This window comes from Promicromonospora sp. NFX87 (assembly GCF_048564965.1).
Classification (GTDB): domain Bacteria; phylum Actinomycetota; class Actinomycetes; order Actinomycetales; family Cellulomonadaceae; genus Promicromonospora.
Map to the genome: position 1 here is coordinate 2,278,517 of NZ_CP183413.1, position 19,342 is coordinate 2,297,858.

22 protein-coding genes are annotated in these 19,342 nt (G+C 71.9%); 15 read left to right on the forward strand and 7 right to left on the reverse strand.

Annotation, left to right across the window (positions count from 1 at the left end; all coding sequences use genetic code 11):
* Positions 1–94 precede the first annotated feature (94 nt).
* Positions 95–607, forward strand: a complete 513-nt coding sequence (locus tag ACNYC2_RS10170; protein ID WP_419706885.1) for a DUF6326 family protein — start codon at positions 95–97, stop codon at positions 605–607.
* Here ACNYC2_RS10170 and ACNYC2_RS10175 read toward each other — a convergent pair.
* Entirely contained in the window at positions 582–1,874 is a 1,293-nt protein-coding gene (locus ACNYC2_RS10175) for an endo-1,4-beta-xylanase (protein WP_419706886.1), read from the reverse strand. The genes ACNYC2_RS10170 and ACNYC2_RS10175 overlap by 26 nt on opposite strands.
* A 50-nt stretch (positions 1,875–1,924) precedes the next feature.
* Positions 1,925–2,986 (reverse strand): LacI family DNA-binding transcriptional regulator, encoded by a 1,062-nt coding sequence (locus ACNYC2_RS10180; protein ID WP_419706887.1) that lies wholly within the window; start codon positions 2,984–2,986, stop codon positions 1,925–1,927.
* 152 nt (positions 2,987–3,138) lie between these two features.
* Here ACNYC2_RS10180 and ACNYC2_RS10185 point away from each other — a divergent pair, with 152 nt between their 5' ends.
* From ACNYC2_RS10185 to ACNYC2_RS10215, 7 genes are all read left to right on the forward strand, one after another.
* Entirely contained in the window at positions 3,139–4,521 is a 1,383-nt protein-coding gene (locus ACNYC2_RS10185) for an ABC transporter substrate-binding protein (protein WP_419706888.1), read from the forward strand.
* An 84-nt stretch (positions 4,522–4,605) separates the two neighbouring features.
* Positions 4,606–5,553, forward strand: coding sequence for a carbohydrate ABC transporter permease (locus ACNYC2_RS10190; RefSeq protein ID WP_419706889.1), 948 nt, complete (start codon positions 4,606–4,608; stop codon positions 5,551–5,553).
* A 2-nt stretch (positions 5,554–5,555) separates the two neighbouring features.
* Positions 5,556–6,344: a carbohydrate ABC transporter permease gene (locus tag ACNYC2_RS10195; RefSeq protein WP_419706890.1), complete on the forward strand. Its 789-nt coding sequence runs from the start codon at positions 5,556–5,558 to the stop codon at positions 6,342–6,344.
* A gap of 23 nt (positions 6,345–6,367) precedes the next feature.
* Complete coding sequence (locus tag ACNYC2_RS10200) at positions 6,368–7,105, forward strand: SDR family oxidoreductase (RefSeq protein WP_419707816.1); 738 nt, start codon at positions 6,368–6,370, stop codon at positions 7,103–7,105.
* Between the two features lie 70 nt (positions 7,106–7,175).
* On the forward strand, positions 7,176–8,249 hold the full coding sequence (locus ACNYC2_RS10205; RefSeq protein ID WP_419706891.1) for a Gfo/Idh/MocA family protein: 1,074 nt from the start codon (positions 7,176–7,178) through the stop codon (positions 8,247–8,249).
* On the forward strand, positions 8,246–8,698 hold the full coding sequence (locus ACNYC2_RS10210) for a VOC family protein (protein ID WP_419706892.1): 453 nt from the start codon (positions 8,246–8,248) through the stop codon (positions 8,696–8,698). The genes ACNYC2_RS10205 and ACNYC2_RS10210 overlap by 4 nt, the downstream gene beginning before the upstream one ends.
* Positions 8,698–9,564, forward strand: a complete 867-nt coding sequence (locus ACNYC2_RS10215; RefSeq protein ID WP_419706893.1) for an amidohydrolase family protein — start codon at positions 8,698–8,700, stop codon at positions 9,562–9,564. The genes ACNYC2_RS10210 and ACNYC2_RS10215 overlap by 1 nt, the downstream gene beginning before the upstream one ends.
* 70 nt (positions 9,565–9,634) lie before the next feature.
* Here the strand turns inward: ACNYC2_RS10215 and ACNYC2_RS10220 are convergent, their stop codons facing one another.
* From ACNYC2_RS10220 to ACNYC2_RS10240, 5 genes are all read right to left on the reverse strand, one after another.
* Positions 9,635–10,462, reverse strand: coding sequence for a nuclear transport factor 2 family protein (locus tag ACNYC2_RS10220; protein ID WP_419706894.1), 828 nt, complete (start codon positions 10,460–10,462; stop codon positions 9,635–9,637).
* A gap of 78 nt (positions 10,463–10,540) precedes the next feature.
* Positions 10,541–11,536 carry a zinc-binding alcohol dehydrogenase family protein gene (locus ACNYC2_RS10225; protein WP_419706895.1) on the reverse strand — a complete coding sequence of 332 codons (996 nt, stop codon included), beginning with the start codon at positions 11,534–11,536 and terminating at the stop codon, positions 10,541–10,543.
* The gene (locus tag ACNYC2_RS10230; RefSeq protein WP_419706896.1) at positions 11,533–12,117 is read right to left on the reverse strand and encodes a PadR family transcriptional regulator; all 585 of its coding nucleotides are present in this window, start codon (positions 12,115–12,117) and stop codon (positions 11,533–11,535) included. The genes ACNYC2_RS10225 and ACNYC2_RS10230 overlap by 4 nt, the downstream gene beginning before the upstream one ends.
* A gap of 82 nt (positions 12,118–12,199) precedes the next feature.
* On the reverse strand, positions 12,200–12,418 hold the full coding sequence (locus ACNYC2_RS10235) for a hypothetical protein (protein WP_419706897.1): 219 nt from the start codon (positions 12,416–12,418) through the stop codon (positions 12,200–12,202).
* Positions 12,419–12,428: 10 nt separating this feature from the next.
* A complete protein-coding gene (locus tag ACNYC2_RS10240) occupies positions 12,429–12,662 on the reverse strand; it encodes an arylamine N-acetyltransferase (RefSeq protein WP_419706898.1) in 234 nt (77 codons plus the stop codon).
* Between the two features lie 75 nt (positions 12,663–12,737).
* On the opposite strand from ACNYC2_RS10240, the gene ACNYC2_RS10245 reads away from it, so the two are divergent.
* From ACNYC2_RS10245 to ACNYC2_RS10275, 7 genes are all read left to right on the forward strand, one after another.
* Complete coding sequence (locus tag ACNYC2_RS10245; RefSeq protein ID WP_419706899.1) at positions 12,738–13,805, forward strand: MSMEG_0568 family radical SAM protein; 1,068 nt, start codon at positions 12,738–12,740, stop codon at positions 13,803–13,805.
* Between the two features lies 1 nt (position 13,806).
* Positions 13,807–15,225 carry an MSMEG_0567/sll0787 family protein gene (locus ACNYC2_RS10250; RefSeq protein ID WP_419706900.1) on the forward strand — a complete coding sequence of 473 codons (1,419 nt, stop codon included), beginning with the start codon at positions 13,807–13,809 and terminating at the stop codon, positions 15,223–15,225.
* A 94-nt stretch (positions 15,226–15,319) separates the two neighbouring features.
* The gene (locus ACNYC2_RS10255) at positions 15,320–15,841 is read left to right on the forward strand and encodes an MSMEG_0572/Sll0783 family nitrogen starvation response protein (RefSeq protein ID WP_419706901.1); all 522 of its coding nucleotides are present in this window, start codon (positions 15,320–15,322) and stop codon (positions 15,839–15,841) included.
* Positions 15,842–15,873: 32 nt separating this feature from the next.
* Positions 15,874–16,776, forward strand: coding sequence for a carbon-nitrogen hydrolase family protein (locus tag ACNYC2_RS10260; RefSeq protein WP_419706902.1), 903 nt, complete (start codon positions 15,874–15,876; stop codon positions 16,774–16,776).
* Entirely contained in the window at positions 16,769–17,095 is a 327-nt protein-coding gene (locus ACNYC2_RS10265) for an MSMEG_0570 family nitrogen starvation response protein (protein WP_419706903.1), read from the forward strand. The genes ACNYC2_RS10260 and ACNYC2_RS10265 overlap by 8 nt, the downstream gene beginning before the upstream one ends.
* Entirely contained in the window at positions 17,092–18,411 is a 1,320-nt protein-coding gene (locus ACNYC2_RS10270) for an MSMEG_0569 family flavin-dependent oxidoreductase (RefSeq protein ID WP_419706904.1), read from the forward strand. Before ACNYC2_RS10265 ends, ACNYC2_RS10270 begins: the two co-directional genes overlap by 4 nt.
* Before the next feature lie 22 nt (positions 18,412–18,433).
* Entirely contained in the window at positions 18,434–19,306 is an 873-nt protein-coding gene (locus ACNYC2_RS10275) for a carbon-nitrogen hydrolase family protein (protein ID WP_419706905.1), read from the forward strand.
* Positions 19,307–19,342: the final 36 nt, after the last annotated feature.

Genomic DNA, 19,342 nt, shown 5'->3' on the forward strand with positions numbered 1-19,342 from the left:
GCCGGGGGAGCTCCGGCCTCCGGGCCGATGCGCCCGCCGCCCTGGCTCGGCGATCGTGGACGCACCGATCCTCACCACGACAACGGAGCCCACGATGAGAACGCGTCAACCCACCACCATGCTGGAAGACCAGCCGGTCCCGGTCAGAGTCAAGCTCGCCGCGGCGTGGACAAGCTTCATGTTCCTGTACGCCTACGTGGACATTCTCGGCTTCTTCACACCCGGCATCGTCGAGGACATCCTCGACGGCAAGGTCTTCGAGTTCGACCTCTCCCAGACCTTCTCGACCACGGCGCTGACCCTCATGGCCGTCCCGATCTTCATGGTCGTGCTGTCGGCGACGCTGCCCGCCCGGGCGAACCGCGTCACGAACCTCGTCGTGGCCTCGCTCTACGTTCCCGTCACGGTGTTCAACGTGGCGGGCGGATTCTGGCTGTACTTCTACGGCCTCGGCGTCGTGCTGGAGCTGATCGTCCTCGCCCTCATCGTGCGGTACGCCTGGACCTGGCCGCGCACCGTACCGACGGCGAGCACCGTGAGCCGCCCGGACCGTGAACTTGGTCAGCCCGATGCCCGTCGGGTCAGCGCTCACCCCGGACGAGGGTGACCGACCCGGCCTGCGCACCGGCGGGCAGCGTGAGCTCGCCGGTGTCGCCGCCTGCGGTGAGCCGGAAGCCGCCGGCGAAGGCGTCCACCTGGATCCGGCCGTGCTCGTCGGTGCGGGTCGTCGTCGGGGGCAGCCACCAGGCGCCCTTGACGAGGTCTCGCAGGGCGTCGTAGGCGGGCTTGGGCGTGCCGTCGGCGCGCACCAGCCCGCACGGCGCGCCCAGCCACGCGCCCTCGTCGGTGAGCCCCCAGTAGTTGACGGCCTGCACCGCGGGGTGCGCGACGAGCTGACCGTAGTGGCGCACGATCTCGTCGGCCTGCCGGGCCTCGCCCTCCGGCGTGGAGGGCCAGGAGTCCACCACGTGGTCGTTCAGGTCGGTGACCTCGGCCGGCATGAGGTCGCCAGACAGCAGCGTGTTCTCCGTGAGGTGGAGGGGCAGGCCGAAGCGGGCGAACCGGTCGAGCACGTCGGCGAAGTACTCCTCGCCGCGGTAGCCCTGGTGCATGTGCGACTGGAGCCCGAGCGCGTCGATCCGCACCCCGGCGTCGAGCACCTCCTCGACGAGCCGCTCGTAGTCGGCCGACAGGTTGAAGTCGTTGAGCAGGAGCGTGACCGACGGGTCGGCCTCGCGGGCGGCGTCGACCGCGAGCCGGACCATGCCCACCCGGCCGAGGCACTGCGCCAGGCGGGTGACCGCGTTCTCCTCGCGGTCGAAGACCGGCATGATCACGGTCTCGTTGATGGCGTCCCACGTGGGTACGGCGTCACCGAGCCCGGAGACCTCACGGCCGATCCGGAGGCGGATCTCGCGTTCGACGTCCTCGTCGCCGAGATCCAGGAGCCACGTGGGCGCCATCGTGTGCCAGAGGAGGGGATGCCCCTTGACGGCGACGCCGCGCTCGGCGAACCAGGCGGCGGTGCGCCGCAGCCGGTCGGTGTCGGGCGCGCCGCGCTCCGGCTCGAACCCGCGCCAGTAGAACGGCAGAGTGACCTGGTTGAACAGGTCGAACCACAGCGGCGCCAGCGTGCGGGCGGTCTCGACCGAGGCGCCGCCGAACGGGGAGTAGAGCGGCGTCGTGTCCAGGCCGTTGGCCAGGCCGACGAAATCGAAGCCGATGTTGCCGAACAGGAACGCGTGCCGGGTCTGCTCGACCTGGACCTCGCGGCCGGCCAGCGGCTGTCCCGCGGCGTCCAGGACCGTGACGGTGGCCCGGGTGTGCCGGTGGGTGAAGCGGGGGTCGGCGGCGATGGCGACGCTATGGTTCATGGAAACTTTCCTTGACGAGTTCTATCGAGATCGGCGGGTAGCGCGCTGCGTCATCGCCACGGAGCCGCCGTCGAGCGGCGCTCCACCAGCGAGGTGGCGAGCTCGGTGCGCAGCGCGGGCCGCAGCTCGTTGCGGGACATCTCGATGACGATCCGGGCCGCCTCGCGGCCCATCTCGAGCAGTGGCTGGCGCACGGTGGTCAGGTTGGGCGTGACCCACTGGCACAGCTCGACGTCGTCGAACCCGACGACGGACAGGTCCGCCGGGACCGTGAGCCCCAGCTCCTCGGCGGCGAGGTAGACGCCGTAGGCCTGCTCGTCCGATCCGGAGACGACGGCGGTCGGGCGGTCCGGGCGCCGCAGCAGCTCCCGGCCGTGCGCGCGGCCGCCGGTGACCAGCGAGTCGCCGTGGGTGATCAGCGAGTCGTCCACGGGGATGCCGTGCCGCTGGAGCGCGCTGCGGTAGCCGTCGAGCCGGTCGCGGTGCGACTCCTCGTCCATCGGGCCGGTGATCACGGCGATCCGCGTGTGGCCCAGCGCGATGAGGTGCTCCGTGGCGTCGCGCCCACCTGCCCAGTTGGTGGCGGCGACCGTCGGGAGCGACGGGGCAGCTGCGCCGATCGGGTCGACCAGCACCACGGGCATGCGCAGTCGGGACAGCTCCGTCTCGACCGACTCCTGCACGTGGGCCGCCACGAGGACGACACCCTCCGAGCCGCGCTCGGCGAGGTGGTCGACCCAGGCGGCGGTGCCGAACGAGTCACCGCTGCTGGTCGTGAGCACCAGGTCCAGGCCGAGCCGGGCGGCCTCGGTCTGCGCGCCGCGCAGCAGGGTCGTGGCCCACTGGGTGTCGAGGGTCTCGATCACGAAGTCGACCAGGCCGCTGCCGGCGCCCGGGTGCGGGCGGCGCTGCTCGTAGCCGCGCTCGGCGAGCACCTGCTCCACCTGGCGTCGGGTGGCCGCGGAGACGCCCGGCCGGCCGTTGAGGACCTTCGAGACCGTGGGGGTCGAGACCCCGGCGGCCTCGGCGACCTCGGCGATGGTCACCCCGCCGCGCCGCTCCTTCTTGCCGGCGCCGGCGCCGGCGTCGGGCCTCGTGGCCGTCCCTGTCATCCGCGCTTCTCCTCGTTCTCCGACCGTGACGACGGCGGGTGTTGACGCCGTCGTGATGCGGACTCTATCGTACCGGCAAGCGAAAGCATTAAAGAAACTTTCGCACCTCGCTGGGACCGCATCGGTCGCGAGGACGAGGAAAGGACGCAGAGATGCAGACGTCGAAGAAGACGTTGTCGGCCCGTCGAGTCGGTGCCGTCGCGGCGGTGGCCGCGGCGAGCCTCCTCCTGGCGGCGTGCACCCCGGGTGGCCAGGGCGGCGCGACCACCGGGGACGCGACCGCGGGCAGCATCACCTGGTGGGGCTGGACCCCGGACGCCATCAACGCCGAGAAGCTCATCGCGGCGTTCAACGAGGAGTACCCCGACATCGAGGTCGAGTTCGTCTCCAAGCCGATCGACAGCTACGACTCGGTCCTCTCGCCGGCCATCACGTCGTCCGACGGGCCGGACGTGTTCAACGTGGCGCCGGGTTCGGCGAACGGCGGCGTCGACACCTTCGGGCCGGGGGCGATCGACCTCACCCCCGCCGTCGAGGAGGCGCTCGGGCCGGACTGGACCAGCAAGGTCTCCGAGCTCGGCGTCAGCGGCCTCACCGTCGACGACAAGCTGGTGGGGCTCTCGGCCGGCGCCGTCTACTCGGGGAACCTGTGGATCAACCAGGACATCTTCGAGAAGTACGACCTCGAGCCCCCGACGGACCTCGCCTCCTGGAAGCAGGTGTGCGACACGCTCGAGGCGGCGGGCGAGGGCTGCTTCGTGCAGGGCGCCGGCCAGTGGGCGTTCGACATGGACACGTTCGAGGCCATCGTCGAGAACATCGAGCCCGGGCTCTACCAGAAGGCGACGGTGGGGGAGGCGTCGTTCACCGAGGGCGACTCCGGCCAGAAGTTCACGCAGGCCATGGAGACCTGGAAGTCGCTGTTCGACGAGGGCATCATGCAGGAGGGCGCCGTCGGCCTGCAGCAGTACCCCGACGCGAACAACGAGTTCATGCAGGGCAAGTACGCCATGATCATGATGGGCTCCTGGTACACGCAGTACGCCGTCAAGGACTCGATGGTCACGGCCATGGAGGCAGCGGGCGTGTCGGACCCGGAGCCGATCACCCTCGTCCCCGTCGACTTCCCCGACCTCGCCGGCACCGGCAACGTCGGCAACATGTTCGGCGACGCGGACTACGGCCTCGCCGTCTCCGGCCGCTCGGACAACCAGGCGGCGGCGACCACGTTCGTCACCTGGCTCGCGACGTCCCAGGCCGGTCAGCAGTCGGTCGCGGACACGCTGAACAACATCCCCGCGCTCGCGGGCATCACGCCCGACTGGGACCAGATCGACCTCGTGGACCCGGAGGCGCAGGCCGACGTCCTGTCGGCGTACACCGAGACGGCCGCCGCCTCGACGCAGCCGCGCTTCGCCACCGTCAGCGCCGAGCTCAACACCGCCTTCCGTGATGCCCTGGTGGGCGTCGCCGGCGGAGACGTGTCCATCCCGGACGCGCTCGAGACCCTCCAGGGCGTCGCCGCCGCGGAGTGACGGACCGGGGTGGGCCGGCCGACCCCTTGCGGCCGGTCCACCCCTTCATCAGGCACGAGCCACCCGAGACCCGAAGGACAAGCAATGAGCATCAGCGCAACGCTGCCTGACGCCGCGACACCCACCGGAGGCGCGCCCGCGGTGGCGCCACGCCGCCGGGGGCTGAGGCCGACGGCGAACGGCCTGCCGTGGATCCTGCCCGCGATCGTCGTCGTGGTCGGCCTGATCTACTTCTCGATCGGCTACACCGGATATGTCTCCGTCCTGGACTGGAACGGCTTCATCCTCACGGAGCCCACGTTCCTGGGGCTCGCGAACTTCTCGGAGATGTTCGGCGACCCGGTCTTCTGGAAGGCGCTGACGCACACCGCCGTCTTCTATGTCGTCACCTTCACCGTGCAGACGGCGCTCGGCTTCACGTTCGCGGCGTTCATGCACTCCCAGGTCTACCTGCGCGGGGTCTACAAGGTCGTCGTCTTCGTCCCGACCGTCCTGGCACCCGCCACCATGGCGCCCGTCTTCCGCCAGATCTTCGACGCGAACGGCCAGGTCAACACCCTCCTGCGGGCCGTAGGGCTCGACGGCCTCACGCAGACCTGGCTGGCCGGCGGCACCACCGCGATGGGCGTGGTCATGCTCGCCACGATCTGGCAGTGGACCGGCCTGACCTTCATCCTCTTCTACGCCGCCATGAGCCAGATCGACACCGAGATCCTCGAGGCGGCCCGCATGGACGGCGCCGGGAACCTGCGCACCCTGTGGTCGGTCGTGTGGCCCATGTGCAAGGGCACCACGGTGGCGCTCGCGACCCTGGGCCTGATCGGGGCGCTCAAGACCTTCGACTGGCCGTACCTCATCACCAAGGGCGGCCCCAACTACGCGACCGAGTTCCTGGGCACGTACATCTACCACACGATGCTGTCCGAGAAGCGGTTCGGCTACGCCGCCGCGATCTCCGTCGCGCTCCTGGTGCTCGCACTCGCCTGCGGTGTGTTCATGTCGCTGCGCAACCGCCACGAGGGAAAGGCCTGACCATGCTCGTGACACGTTCGCTCACCTCGAAGATCGTCATCCAGCTCGTCGTGACGCTGATGGCGCTGCCCTTCCTGCTGCCGCTGGTGGCGATGGTCCAGGGGTCGCTCGGCGGCAGGGGCCTCGGCAACTACGTCAAGGTGTGGGAGACCGGCGTCCTGCCCACCTACCTGCTGAACTCGGTGCTCATCTCGGTCTTCGCGATCCTGATCGTCTACGCCTGCACGATGCTCGCGGCGTTCGGGTTCTCCAAGCTGCGCATCGCGGGCAAGGAGATCTGGTTCTGGGCGCTGCTCCTGGCGCTGACCATGCCCGAGTCCGTGCTGCTCACGCCGCTGTTCGTCACGGCCTCGACCTTCGACATGTACAACCAGCTCGTCGCGGTCATCCTGCCCGTCGCCGCCCTGCAGATCCCGTTCACGACGCTGCTGGCCCGCAACTTCTACGACGGCATCCCGTCGGAGATCATGGACGCCGCCCGTGTCGACGGCGCCAACATCTGGCAGGTCTTCTGGCGCGTCGTCCTGCCGCTCACCCGGCCCATCGCCGCCACCATCGTGGTGCTCACGCTCATCGCGGCGTGGAACGCGTACCTGCTGCCGATGCTCATGCTCAACGACCCCGGCCGGCAGGTCCTGACGCTGCTCCCGTCGTACTTCGTCAGCCAGTACACGAACGACCAGACCGGGGTGCTCGCCGCGGCGGTCATCGCCGCCGTCCCCATGCTCGTCGCCTACCTCGCGCTGCAGAAGTACTTCGAGCGCGGCCTCGCGGCGGGCGCGCTCAAGTGATCACCAAGGAGAGCCCCGTGGGCATGCTCGAAGGACGGCTCGCCGTCGTCACGGCGGGGACGGCGGGCATCGGCCTGGCGGTCGCGACCCGCTTCGTCGCCGAGGGCGCGACGGTCGTCATCACGTCGCGTTCGGCAGCCGCGGTCGAGGCCGCGGTGGCCCGGCTCGGGCCGCGCGCGGTGGGCGTGGTCGGCGACGCGGGCAACGTCGAGGATCTCGCCCGGCTGGCGGACGCCGTCGCCCGGCTGGGCCGCAAGGTCGACGTGCTGCACGTCAACGCGGGCCGCGACGTCGAGCCGACGCCGGTCAGCGAGCTGACGCCCGAGAAGTTCGACGCCGTCGCCGGGCTCACGTTCCGCGGCACGGTCCTGACGGTGCAGGCGCTGGCCGCGCACCTGGCGGACGGCGCGTCGATCGTGCTCACGTCGTCGATCGCGGGCACCAACGGCGGTCCCGGCCACGCGGTCTACAACGGGAGCAAGGCCGCGGTGCGCTCCCTGGCGCGCACCCTCACGGCCGAGCTCGGCCACCGGGGGATCCGCGCGAACGCGGTGAGCCCCGGCCCCACCCGCACCGCCGCGTTCGACGCGTTCACCGGCGGCTCGGACGAGGTCGAGGCGGCCGTCGTCGCGCAGGTCCCGCTGGGCCGGGTCGGGCGCCCCGAGGAGGTCGCCGCCGCGGTGTGCTTCCTCGCGAGCGACGAGTCCAGCTACGTCGCCGGGATCGAGCTCACCGTCGACGGCGGCATGAGCCAGGTCTGACCCCGCCGGCCCCGGCCCGCCCCCCGCCCGAACCACAAAGTACTGACGTATGACCGAGAGGACACCACCCATGAGCAACCCCGCACGTTTCGCCGTCATCGGCACGGGGTGGCGCGCGCAGTTCCACCTGCGTGTCGCTGCCACCGACCCCGCCCGGCTCCAGGCGGTCGCCGTGCTGGCCCGTGACCAGGCCAAGGCCGACACGATCCAGGCCCGGTACGGCGTGCCCGGCGTCACCTCGCTCGACGAGCTCCTCGCCCACGAGCCGGAGTTCGTGATCGCCGACGTCTCCTGGCCCGCCATGCCGGGCATCCTCAAGGAGCTGACCGCCCGCGGCGTCCGCGTGCTGGCCGAGACCCCGCCCGCGCCGGACCTGGCCGGCCTGCGCGACCTGTGGACCACCATCAAGGACGAGTCCCTCGTCCAGGTCGCCGAGCAGTACGTGCTCATGCCCGGCCACGCGGCCCGCCTGGCGGTCATCGCCGACGGCGTCATCGGCACGCCGCAGGCCGTAGAGATCGCCTCGACGCACCTGTACCACGCGACGTCGCTCATCCGCGCGTTCCTCGACGTCGGCACGGACCGGGCGGTCGTGTCCGGGCGCACCTTCGAGACCCGGATGGCGCTGCCGCTCGGGTTCGACGGGTGGAACACCGACCCGCAGCCCGAGGTGCAGACGTCCACCTACGCGACGCTCGACTTCGGCGACGGCAGGGTCGGCGTCTACGACTTCATGAACATGCAGTGGTGGAACCCGCTGCTGGCGCGGCGCGTCGTGGTGCGCGGCACGCTCGGCGAGCTGGTCGACGACACCGTGACCTCGTGGGACGGGCACGACCCGGTCACCTCCCGGATCGAGTACCGCCGCACGGGCGTCGACATGAACCTCGAGGGCAACGAGGTGGTCCACGCCTCCTTCAACGGCAAGGTCGTGTGGCGCAACGCCTGGGTGGGCACCCGGCTGTCGGAGGACGACCTGGCGGTGGCCGACAACCTGGTCGCCGTCGGCGCCTGGGCGCGCGGCGAGGCCGAGGGGCCCTACTCGCTCGCCTCGGCCTGCCAGGACCACGCCCTCGGACTCGCCATCGAGGAGTCGGCGCGCACCCACCAGGACGTCGTCGTCGCGGACGAGCCGTGGGCATGAGCGCGCCGGTGCCCGTCGGCGGGCTGATCCAGGTGGCGCTCGCGGTCGAGGACATCGAGGCCTCGCTCGACCGCTGGTGCGCCCTGTTCGACATCGAGCGGCCGGAGGTGGTGACGCTGGAGCCCAACCCCGACGAGACCTACCGCGGGCAGCCGGCCGGCTACCGGCTGCGGCTCGCCGTCATCACGGTCCCCGGCAGCCAGGTGGTGATCGAGCTCAACGAGCCCGACGCCAACCCGTCGACGTTCCGCGAGTTCCTCACGGCGCACGGCGAGGGTGTCCACCACCTCGGGTTCGCGGTCGGCGACGCCCGCGACGCCGTCGTCGAAGGCCTGGAGACCGCGGGTTACGCCAAGCGGGTCGAGGCCTACTACCCGGGCGGCTCCTGGACGGTCCTGGACACCGAGGAGGCGCTCGGCGTGAACCTGAACATCAAGCCGCACGCCTGATGGTCGTCGACACCCCGTTCGTCGACACCCACGTGCACCTGTGGGACCGGCGCGACCACGACCTCGGGTACGGGTGGCTGGACGGCGACGACTTCCCCTTCGGGGACCTCGTCGCCGTCCGCACGGCTCGCTTCTCCGTACCTGAGCTGCGGGCGGAGGGCCGGCTCGCGGGGCTGACCAAGGTGGTGCACATGAACGCCGCCTTCGGAGCGGAGGACCCCGTCGCCGAGACGGCCTGGCTCCAGCGGCTCGCCGACGAGACCGGCTGGCCCGACGCCGCCGTCGTCACCTGCGACCTCGCCGCACCCGACGTCGCCGAGCAGCTCGCCCGGCACCGCACCTACCGCGTGTTCCGGGGCGTGCGGGAGATGGGGCCGGCCGTCCGGTTCGCCGATCCCGCGTTCCGGCGCGGGTACGCCGAGCTGGGCCGGATGGGCGGGCTGTTCTTCCACACCGTCGGCCCGGAGAACACGGAGGCCGCGCTCGACCTGCTGCGTTCCCACCCCGGGACGGGCTTCGTGCTGGACCAGGCCGGCATGCCGCCGGACCGCACCCCGGAGACGTTCGAGGCGTGGCGGACCATGCTGCGGGCGTTCGCGGCGGAGCCCAACACGTTCTGCAAGGTGTCGTCGCTCGGCATGGTCGAGCCGCGCTGGACCCCGGAGTCCCGGCGCCCGTGGGTGCTGGCGCCGATCGAGGCGTTCGGCGCCGACCGGGTCTTCCTCGGGTCGAACTGGCCCGTCGAGCGGCTGTACTCCAGCTACGCCGACGTGGTCGAGGCGTTCCGGTACGCGACGGCGGACCTGACGCCCGGCGAGCGGCAGGCTGTCATGGCGGGCACGGCGGAGCGCGTCTTCGGGATCTAGCGTGTCCCGCGTGCGCTCGCGCCGCCGAGCGGACCGGCGGCACGTGCGCACACGGGACACGCTGCGATGGTCAGGCGGACAGCGGCGGGTTCGAGTCGTCGTAGATGCGCGCGGCGCTCAGCAGCCCCGACTCGCCCCGCACGTACACCGCGACGCCTGCCTCGGGCTGCAGGTCCGTCACGCCCCAGCGCACCACGTTGTACTCCAGCGCGCAGGCCCGCCCGTCGTCGGTCACGGTGCAGTGCTCGAGCGGGATGCCGCCGCCGTTGGAGAAGAACGACGTGAACAGGGCGCGCAGCTCCTGCTCGCCGCGGTGCACGTACTGCCCGCCGGCCGGCTCGCGCACCGTCGCGTCCGGCTCGAAGGCCGCGACCGTGGCCTCGACGTCGCCCGCGGCGAGCGCCCGCTGGTAGTCGCCCACGACTCCGGACTCGGTCGCTGTCTCGTCGGGCTGCAGCAGCGGCGGCCGGTTGGCGTGCGAACCGGTGATCGGCCAGGTGCTGAAGTACATCCGCAGCTCGTGCAGGCCGGCGTCCGACCGCTCGGTGACGATCGCGACGGGGAGCTCGACCCGACCCTGTCCGGCGTCGTACCGCAGCACCACCTCCTCCACCGTGCGGTGCGGGGTGACGACGAGGTCGACGTCCTCGACGGTGCAGGCTCCGGCGCGCAGCTCCTCGCTCAGCGTCTCGATGAACCGCCGGAACGCGGCGTGCCCCTTGACCCTGCCGCGTACGGGGTGGTGGAGCTCCGGCTCGCCCGCGAAGGACCCCACCAGGGCCTCCACCTCGCCCGACGTGACGCCGTCGAAGAACGGGACGGCGACGAGCGGCGAGCGGCGGTGCTGGGACAGCTCGGCGACGTACTTGGCGGAGAAGAGCTCAGGAAACCAGGGCATCGAACGATTCCTTCCGTCGGGGCTGTTCGCCCGGTGCGGCTCGGGTCTTGCTGGCGGCGGTGCTCGTGCGGTGCTCGCTCACTGATGGCTCCAGGGCAGGACGACGAGCTTGCCGCGGGCGTCGCCGGACTCCATGAGGGTGTGCGCGTCGCGGATCTGGTCGAGGTCGAAGGCCCTGTCGACGGGTACCACCGCGCGGTCGGCCGCGACGTCGTCGAGGAATCCCTGCAGCACGTCGGCGGGGAGGTCGTCGGCCTCGCCGGAGTAGGCGGTCAGGCGCACTCCCGAGGGCAGGTAGCCGATGGGGTAGAAGTCCTTGACGGTCCACACGTTGGAGAGCATGCCGGTGAAGCAGGCGGTGCCGTGGACGCGGACGGCACGCAGGGTGTCCGGCAGCGTGGGGGTGCCGACCAGCTCGATGGCACCGTCGACGCCGTCGGGGAGGATGGCGCGCACCTGTGCGGCGACGTCGCCGTCGTCGAGGAGGACGTGGTCGACGCCGACCTGGGTCAGCGCGTCGTGCTTGGCCGGGCTGCGGGTGGTGGACAGGACCGTCATCCCGAGGCGTTTGCCGAGGACGGCGGCGGCCATGCCGACCGAGGAGGTGCCGCCGCGGACGAGGAGGCTCTGGCCGGGCCGGGCGTCGAGGCCGACCGTCAGGGAGCCGTAGGCGGTCTGGAGCATCTCGGGGACGGCGCCGAGCGTCTGCCAGGGCAGGTCGGAGCGGAACGGGATGACCTGGCCGACCGGGACACAGGTGTACTGGGCGTAGCCGCCGTCGTACGAGCGGCCCATCCCGCCCATCATGGTCACGACCTGCTGGCCCGGCGCGAATGTGCCGGTGGGGTCGCTGTCGACGACTCCCGTCGCCTCGATCCCGAGCACCCGCGGGTAGGTGACGGCGTCGCCGGCGAACCCCAGCCGGGTGTGCAGCTCGGACCTGTTGAGCCCGAAGGCCTCGACACGGATCCGCAGCCAGCCGGCCGCGGGCTCGGGGACCGGGAGCTCGCGGACGTGCAGGTTGGTCACGGGGCCGGGCTCGTCGAGCACGACGGCGCGCATGGTGTCGGTCATGGTGTCTCTTTCTTGCTGCTGTTGTCCTGGCTGTTGTTGTCCGGGGCGCCGTCGTTCTGCGCGGCGTCGTGGTCGAGCAGCTCGCGGATCCACGCGCGCTCGGCGCGGCTGGTCGCGCGGGCCGAGAGCAGGATGCCGCGGCGGTAAGGATCGGTGAGGTCGGCGGCGCGCAGCGGGCGGTCGCCGTCGTAGAAGAAGCTCGCGGGCTGCTCGAGGTAGTCGAGGCGGCGGCGCAGGACGGCGTCGCGCTCGGCACGGTCGGGCAGCAGGGACAGGAACGACAGCACGACGAAGAAGCGGCTGCCGTCCGTGATGTCGTGCCCGTCGGCCTCGCGGAGCCGCTCGAGCATGCGGGTGCGCCCCGCTTCGGTGAGGCGCAGGGTCTGACGGGGAGCGCCGGCGCGGCCGGGTTCGCTCTCGCGCGTGACGAGTCCGCCCTTGATGAGTCGGGTGATCGCGGGGTAGAGGGTGCCGTCGCTGATGGTGCGGGCATAGCCGTGCAGCTGCTCCATGCGGCGGCGCAGCTCGTACCCGTGCAGGGGCTCCTCGGCGAGGAAGCCGAGGATCATCAGCTCGATCACAGCCGCAGTCTAGTACCTCGATCCGAGATACCTCGAACCGAGGTTTAGTCGTGCGGCGAAGGAAGACCGAGCCGACGGGTGCTCAGAGCGTTGTCGCGGGCTTCGCCGTGGCTTCCCACTCGTGGTGTGCGCGGGAGACGCGGTCCCACAACGCCGCCCGTTCGGGGGCCTCGACGTCTGCCAGGTCCAGGTGGAAGACGCGGGCCAGCACGTCGTACCAGTCGTCGGGCGAGTCGAGGGTCCGCTCGTACGTTCCTGCGGCGTCGATCCGGCGCAGCACGCAGCCGCGCAGCATGTCCACGCCCGTGGCGTCACGGAGCTGGGCCTGGAGCGGGCAGCGGTTCGTACATGCCGCCGGCGAGCCCTGTGTCGACCAGCCACCGCTCGCCGTCGACCTCGACGGTGAGCGCGAGATGGTCGCCGCCCGGACCCTCGGGATCCTCGACCTCGTCCTGTATCCCGGCCGTGTGCAGGGTCACGTCGTAGCCGAGGGCCGTCAGCAGCGCGGCGAAGACGGGGAATCCACCTGGCCCGTAATGGCACAAAGTTGTAACAACAAGTCACGCGTTCGTATTCCGAACGAAACCAATTGGTAAAAACTGGCCCATGTACTTGGGGCCATGACGCCGACGGACAACCTCTCGACCCGGGTGAGCATCTCGCTGCTCGGGGTACGCAGCGACGCTCCGGTCCGCCGCGCGGGCGGTGCCGGGCCGAGCGACGACGGACACTTCGTCATCGGCGGTGCGGGCGCCGCGATCCCGCTCAACCCCGACAGCCCGTACGTCGTCTCGCAGGGCCGGCTGACCCTCGACGGCGCCGACCTCGGGATGGATGTCGAACCGGTCGTCCGCCCGAGATTCTATGACCTGACCACCGCGGACGGTACTCCCTACGACAAGATCGCCAAGCTGCACGGCAAGGACGTCCTGGCCACGACCGTGGTCCAGACGTGCGTCCGCTACGACGAGAGCGAACGCTGCCGGTTCTGCTCCATCGAGTCGTCCCTGCGCTCCGGAACCACGATCGCCGTCAAGACGCCGGCCATGCTCGCGGAGGTCGCCCGGGCGGCGCGGGAGCTGGACAGCGTCTCCCAGATGGTCATGACCACCGGTACCTCGAACGGCTGGGACCGGGGTGCCAAGCACCTGGCGCGCTGCGTCCGCGCCGTGAAGGACGCCGTCCCCGAGCTGCAGGTCCAGGTCCAGTGCGAGCCCCCGGCGGACCTGCGGGCCATCACCGACCTGTACGAGGCGGGCGCCCGGTCGATCGGCATCCACGTCGAGTCGATGGACGACGCCGTGCGCCGGCGCTGGATGCCGGGCAAGGCGACCGTCTCGCTCGACGAGTACCGCGCGGCCTGGCGCGAGGCGGTACGCGTGTTCGGCCGCAACCAGGTCTCCACCTACCTGCTCGTGGGCCTCGGCGAGGACCCGGACGAGATGGTCGAGTCCGCCGGTGAGCTGATCGAGATGGGCGTCTACCCCTTCGTCGTCCCGTTCCGGCCGCTCGCCGGCACGCTGGCGACCGACGTCGACCACGTCCCGGCGCCGCACCGGGCGGTGGTCGCGGACATCACCCGCCGGGTCGGACGGCTGCTCGCCGCCGCGGGGATGCGAGGGTCCGACCAGGCCGCGGGCTGTGCGGCGTGCGGCGCCTGCAGCGCGCTCGCGACGGTGGGAGGCTGACATGCTCGACGTCCCCACCCTCACCGGCAGGTCGCTGCTGCCCGTCGCGCCCTGGACCGTGCGGCCCGCCGGGCGGCGCCATCTGGCCGCCTACCGAGCGCTGCGCCATGCCGCGTTCGTCGTGGAGCAGGGGCTGTTCAGCGGTCAGGACCTCGACCGGCTCGACGACGAGGAGCGCACGGAGGTGCTCGTCGCGGTCGACGCCGAGGACCGCGTGCTCGGCGGCGTGCGTATCGCGCCGGCGCTCGCGGCGCTCGACGCCGTGGGCCGGGACATCGGCTGGTGGACCGGCAGCCGGCTCGTCGTCGCCCCCGGGGCCCGCAGGGCGGGCGGGATCGGCGCCGCGCTGGTCCGGGCGGCGTGCGACCGGGTGGCGGAGCTGGGCGTGCTGCGCTTCGAGGCCACGGTCCAGAGCCGCAACCAGGTGCTGTTCGAGCGCCTCGGCTGGCAGCCCTGGGGTACCGAGGTCGTCCACGGCGAGCCGCACGTGCTCATGCGGTGGCCCATGAACCGGGTCACCGACCTGGTGACGGCGACGAAGTCCGCGCTGGCCGACCTCGTCGGGCCGCTGCGGGAGCACACCGGGCCGGCCGCGCTGGGCGGGGCCGGGTTCGTGGGCGACGACGGCGCTCCCGTGCCGGGCACGGACCTGGTCGCGGCGTGCGACGCCATCCTGCCCGACCTGATCGAGCGTGACCCCGAGTGGGCCGGCTGGTGCGCGGTGCTGGTGAACGTCAACGACCTGACCGCGATGGGCGCCCTGCCGACCGGGCTGACCGACGCGGTCGGCGCGCCGACGGCGTCGTTCGCGCGCCGGATCCTCAACGGCCTGCACAGCGGTTCGCAGGCCTGGGGCGTGCCGGTGCTCGGCGGGCACACCCAGCTCGGGGTACCCGCCTCCCTGTCCGTCACGGCGCTCGGGCGCACCAACCACCCCGTGCCCGGTGGCGGTGGCCGTCCCGGGCACGCCCTGTCCCTGACCGCCGACCTCTCGGGGCGCTGGCGCCGCGGCTTCGAGGGCCGGCAGTGGGACTCCACGTCGTCCCGGTCCGCGGCCGAGCTGCGGCACCTGGCCGGCACCGTCTGGGCGGCCCGCCCGGAGGCGGCCAAGGACGTGAGCATGGCCGGGATGGTCGGCACGACGGCGATGCTCGCCGAGGCGTCGGGCACCGGCGCGACCATCGACGTCGCCGCCGTGCCCACGCCGTCCGGCGCGGCGACGGGGGAGTGGCTGACCTGCTTCCCGGGGTTCGCGATGCTCACCGCCGACGCACCCGGGACCGGTCGCATGACCACGCCGCTGGCGACCACCGCCGAGTGCGGCGAGCTGACGACCGAGCCCGGCGTCCGCCTGCGCTGGCCCGACGGCGTGACCACCGTCGCGGTGCCCGGCGCGGCGACCGGCCTCGGGCACGCCTGACCGAAGACCCGCGCGGGCCCTGCGCCCGCGCCCCCAGACCGCACCACCGCAGTGCCGAACGAGCGCACCATCCACTATCCAAGGAGCACGGACCATGTCGTACGACGAGCAGATCCAGGCCAACATCGACGCGTCGATCGCGGAGATCCCGCACCCGTCGCTGCCCAAGGGCAGCAACCTGTACGGCTCGACCAAGATCTTCCCCGACTACCAGGCCGAGCCCGGCCAGTCCTACCTCACGCTGGTGCACGGCATCGCGCACGAGTCGTCGGTGAGCTTCGTCGCGATCCTCCAGGCCACCCGCGCGCTGCGGAAGGGTTTCGAGTCCGCCGTCTACTTCTACGGGCCCGGCGCGATCAACGCCCTGGACACCCGCGGGTTCCCGACCACGGGCGACAGCGCGTTCCCGGGCGAGCAGAACATCAACGACGCGCTCAAGACCTTCATCGCCGAGGGCGGCACCGTGTTCTGCTGCCGGTTCGGCCTGTCGCTGCACGGTGCGCGCGAGGAGGACCTCATCGCCGGGGTGATCCCGGCGCACCCGCTGGACGTGCAGGACGCGGTGATCCACTACGCGCGCAAGGGCGCGATCATCAACTCCACCTACAACCTGTAGCCGGCCGACCAGCAACGGGAGGAGCAACAGCCGTGACCATCACCGTCGCCGCCGTGTCGGCGAACTTCACTCGCGACCTCGAGCAGAACTACGCGCTCATCGGGAAGCTCCTGGGCGAGGCCCGCGCCGCCGGCGCGCAGCTCGTCGTGTTCCCCGAGGCGTCCATCGGGGGCTACCTGTCCTCGCTGGGCAACCACGGGGACACGGTGCGCACCACGCAGCGCTCCCTGCCGCCGGCGGTCAAGCTCGACGGGCCGGAGATCCGGCGGGTCCAGGAGCTCGCGGGCGAGACGGTGGTGTGCATCGGCTTCTGCGAGCTCGACGACGACGGCGAGACCCGCTACAACGCGGCCGTCTGCCTGGACGGCGAGCGGATCTACGGGTCCTACCGCAAGGTGCACCAGCCGCTGGGCGAGAACATGTCGTACGCCCCCGGGAACACCTACCGGGCGTTCGACACCCCGGTCGGGCGCGTCGGCCTGCAGATCTGCTACGACAAGGCGTTCCCGGAGGCCGCTCGGGCGCTCGCCCTGGACGGCGCGGAGATCGTGGTGAGCCTGTCGGCCTGGCCGGCGGCTCGCACCGCGACCGCCGAGGACCTGCAGCAGGACCGGTGGACCTACCGGTTCAACCTGTTCGACGCCGCTCGCGCGCTCGACAACCAGGTGTTCTGGATCGCGTCCAACCAGGCGGGCACCTTCGGGTCGCTGCGCTACGTCGGCAACGCCAAGGTCGTCGACCCGGGCGGGAACGTGCTGGCCACGACCCTGCTGGACGCCGGTCTCGCCGTCGCGCAGATCGACGTCGACGGCACGTTCCGCGCCATGCGAGGCGGCATGTTCCACCTGCGCGACCGTCGACCGGACGTCTACGCGGCGGTCACGGCGCAGGGCACGCCGGAGTCCTCGCGCTGGGAGGCGGCCGCACATGCCTGAGATGACGTTCGACGTGCGCTGGCCCGACGGTTCCACGGAGAGCTGCTACTCGCCGAGCCTCGTGATGCACGACCACCTCGAGGTCGGACGCCGCTATCGCGTGGCCGAGTTCGTGGACCGTTCCAGCCGCGCGCTCCAGGAGGCGAGCGACCGTGTGCGGGCCCGGTACGGCATGGGGTGCGCGTCGGCCGTGCAGCAGGAGGCCGAGATCCGGCAGATGGCGCGGTTCTTCGACGCCGACGGCGAGGTCGAGGTGCTCGCCATGGAGCCGCCTCTTCCGGTCACGAACGGCGACACCCGCCCGGGAGGTACGGCATGAGGGCGGCACAGGTCGTGGACGGCGCACACCACGAGGTGCTCGTCGTCGGCGGTGGGCAGGCGGGGCTCTCGCTGAGCCACCACCTGGTCGCCGCCGGCGTCGACCACCTCGTGGTCGAGCGCGACAGCGTCGCGCACGAGTGGCGCGACGGGCGGTGGGACGCGTTCACGCTCGTCACGCCCAACTGGCACTGCCGGCTGCCCGGTTACCCGTACGACGGCCCCGACCCGGACGGCTTCATGCGCCGTGACGAGGTGTACGCCTGGGTGCGCCGGTACGCGGGCACCTTCGACGCGCCGGTCGCCGAGGGCGTCACGGTCACGGGGCTCGCCCCGCGGCCCGGTGGTGGTTTTGTCGTCAGCACGACGGCGGGGACCGTGACGGCGGACGCGGTCACGGCGGCCGTCGGCGGCTACCACGTCCCCGTGGTGCCCTCCTGGGCGGACGCCCTGCCCGGCCACGTCGTGCAGGTGCAGTCGTACGACTACCGCAGCGCGGAGGAGCTCCCGCCGGGGCCGGTGCTCGTGGTCGGTACCGGCCAGTCCGGCACGCAGATCGCCGAGGACCTCCTCCTCGCCGGCCGCGAGGTGCATCTCGCCGCGGGGCGGGCGCCCCGCGTGGCCCGCCGCTACCGGGGCAAGGACTGCATGACCTGGCTGGCCGAGATGGGCGTCTACGACGTGCCCGTCGCGGCCCGCGGGCTGGCCAAGCGCGAGTCGACCAACCACTACGTCACCGGGCGCGACGGCGGACGGGACATCGACCTGCGCGACTTCGCCCGCCGGGGCATGCGGCTGTACGGCCGTGCCACGGGTGTGGCCGACGACGGGTCGGGTCCCGCCCTGACCTTCGACCCGACGCTCGCCCGCGACCTCGACCACGCCGACTCGGTGGCCGAGTCCATCAAGGACGACATCGACCGGTGGATCGCGACCCAGGGGATCGAGGCGCTGCACGAGGACCGGTACGTCCCCGTGTGGCGCCCCGGTGCCGAGACCGAACGGCTCGACCTCGCCGGGATCGCCGCGGTGGTGTGGTCGGTCGGGTTCCGGGCCGACTGGACCTGGCTCGGCGACCTCGCGCCCGCCGTGCTCGACCCCGAGGGGCACCCCCGGCACGTGCGCGGGCTGAGCCCCGTGCCCGGGCTGTCGTTCGTCGGCCTGCCCTGGCTGCACACCTGGGGATCGGGCCGGTTCCTCGGCATCGCGCAGGACACGCAGCACGTGGCCGCGGCGGTAGGGGACTGGCGGGCCGGCGGTTCGTGGGAGGGACCCGCCGAGCACACGCTCACGCCCTCGTCGGCCGCGGCCGGATGAGCGACGACCTACGCTGTCAGGCATGTCTACGACGACCATGGGTGCGGTCGCGGCGCACTTCGGACGCGACATCGATCGCACTCTCGCCAAGCTCCCCGGCATCATCGACCAGGCCCGCGAACGCGGCGTCGACCTGCTCGTGCTCCCGGACGCAACGATCGGCGGGTACCTGCACGACATGTACCACCCTGCCGACCAGGGCCTGCCGGCGGCCGTGGACCTCGACGGGCCGGAGGTCGCGGCCGTCCAGCAGATGGCCGGCGACATGGTCGTCTGCTTCGGCATCGCCGAGCGGGCCGACGCCGACGGCGCGGAGGTGCGGTACAACACCGCCGTCTGCGTCCACGGCGACGGGGTGCTCGGGGTGCACCGCAAGGTGCACCTGCCGCTCGGCGAGTCCGAGGCATACCGGCCGGGAACCGGGTTCGACGCCTTCGACACCCCCGTGGGCCGCCTCGGCATGCTCATCGACTTCGACAAGACCTTCCCCGAGTCGGCGCGCTCGCTCGCGCTCGACGGCGCGGAGGTCATCGCCTGCCTCAGCGCCTGGCCCGCGAGCGTCACCGACCGCTCCGACCGGCTGCGCAACGACCGCCAGGCCCACCTGTTCGACCTGTACGACTGCGCCCGGGCCGCAGAGAACCAGATCTACCTCGTCTCCGCCAACCAGACCGGGGTGCTCGGCGGCCTGCGGTTCCTCGGCCAGGCGAAGGTCGTCGACCCGGCCGGCGAGATCGTCGCCAAGACGTGGGCCAAGGGTGGGCTGGCGATCGCCACCGCGGACGTGGCGGCCGACGTCGCCCGCGCCCGCCGCACCATGAACCACCTGCGTGACCGTGTCGAGAGCGCCTACACCCTCAGCACCCGGCCCGCGCCGAGCCGAAGCCCCGGCTGACCTTCCCGGTCGGCCGAACCCAGGAGGTACGTCAAG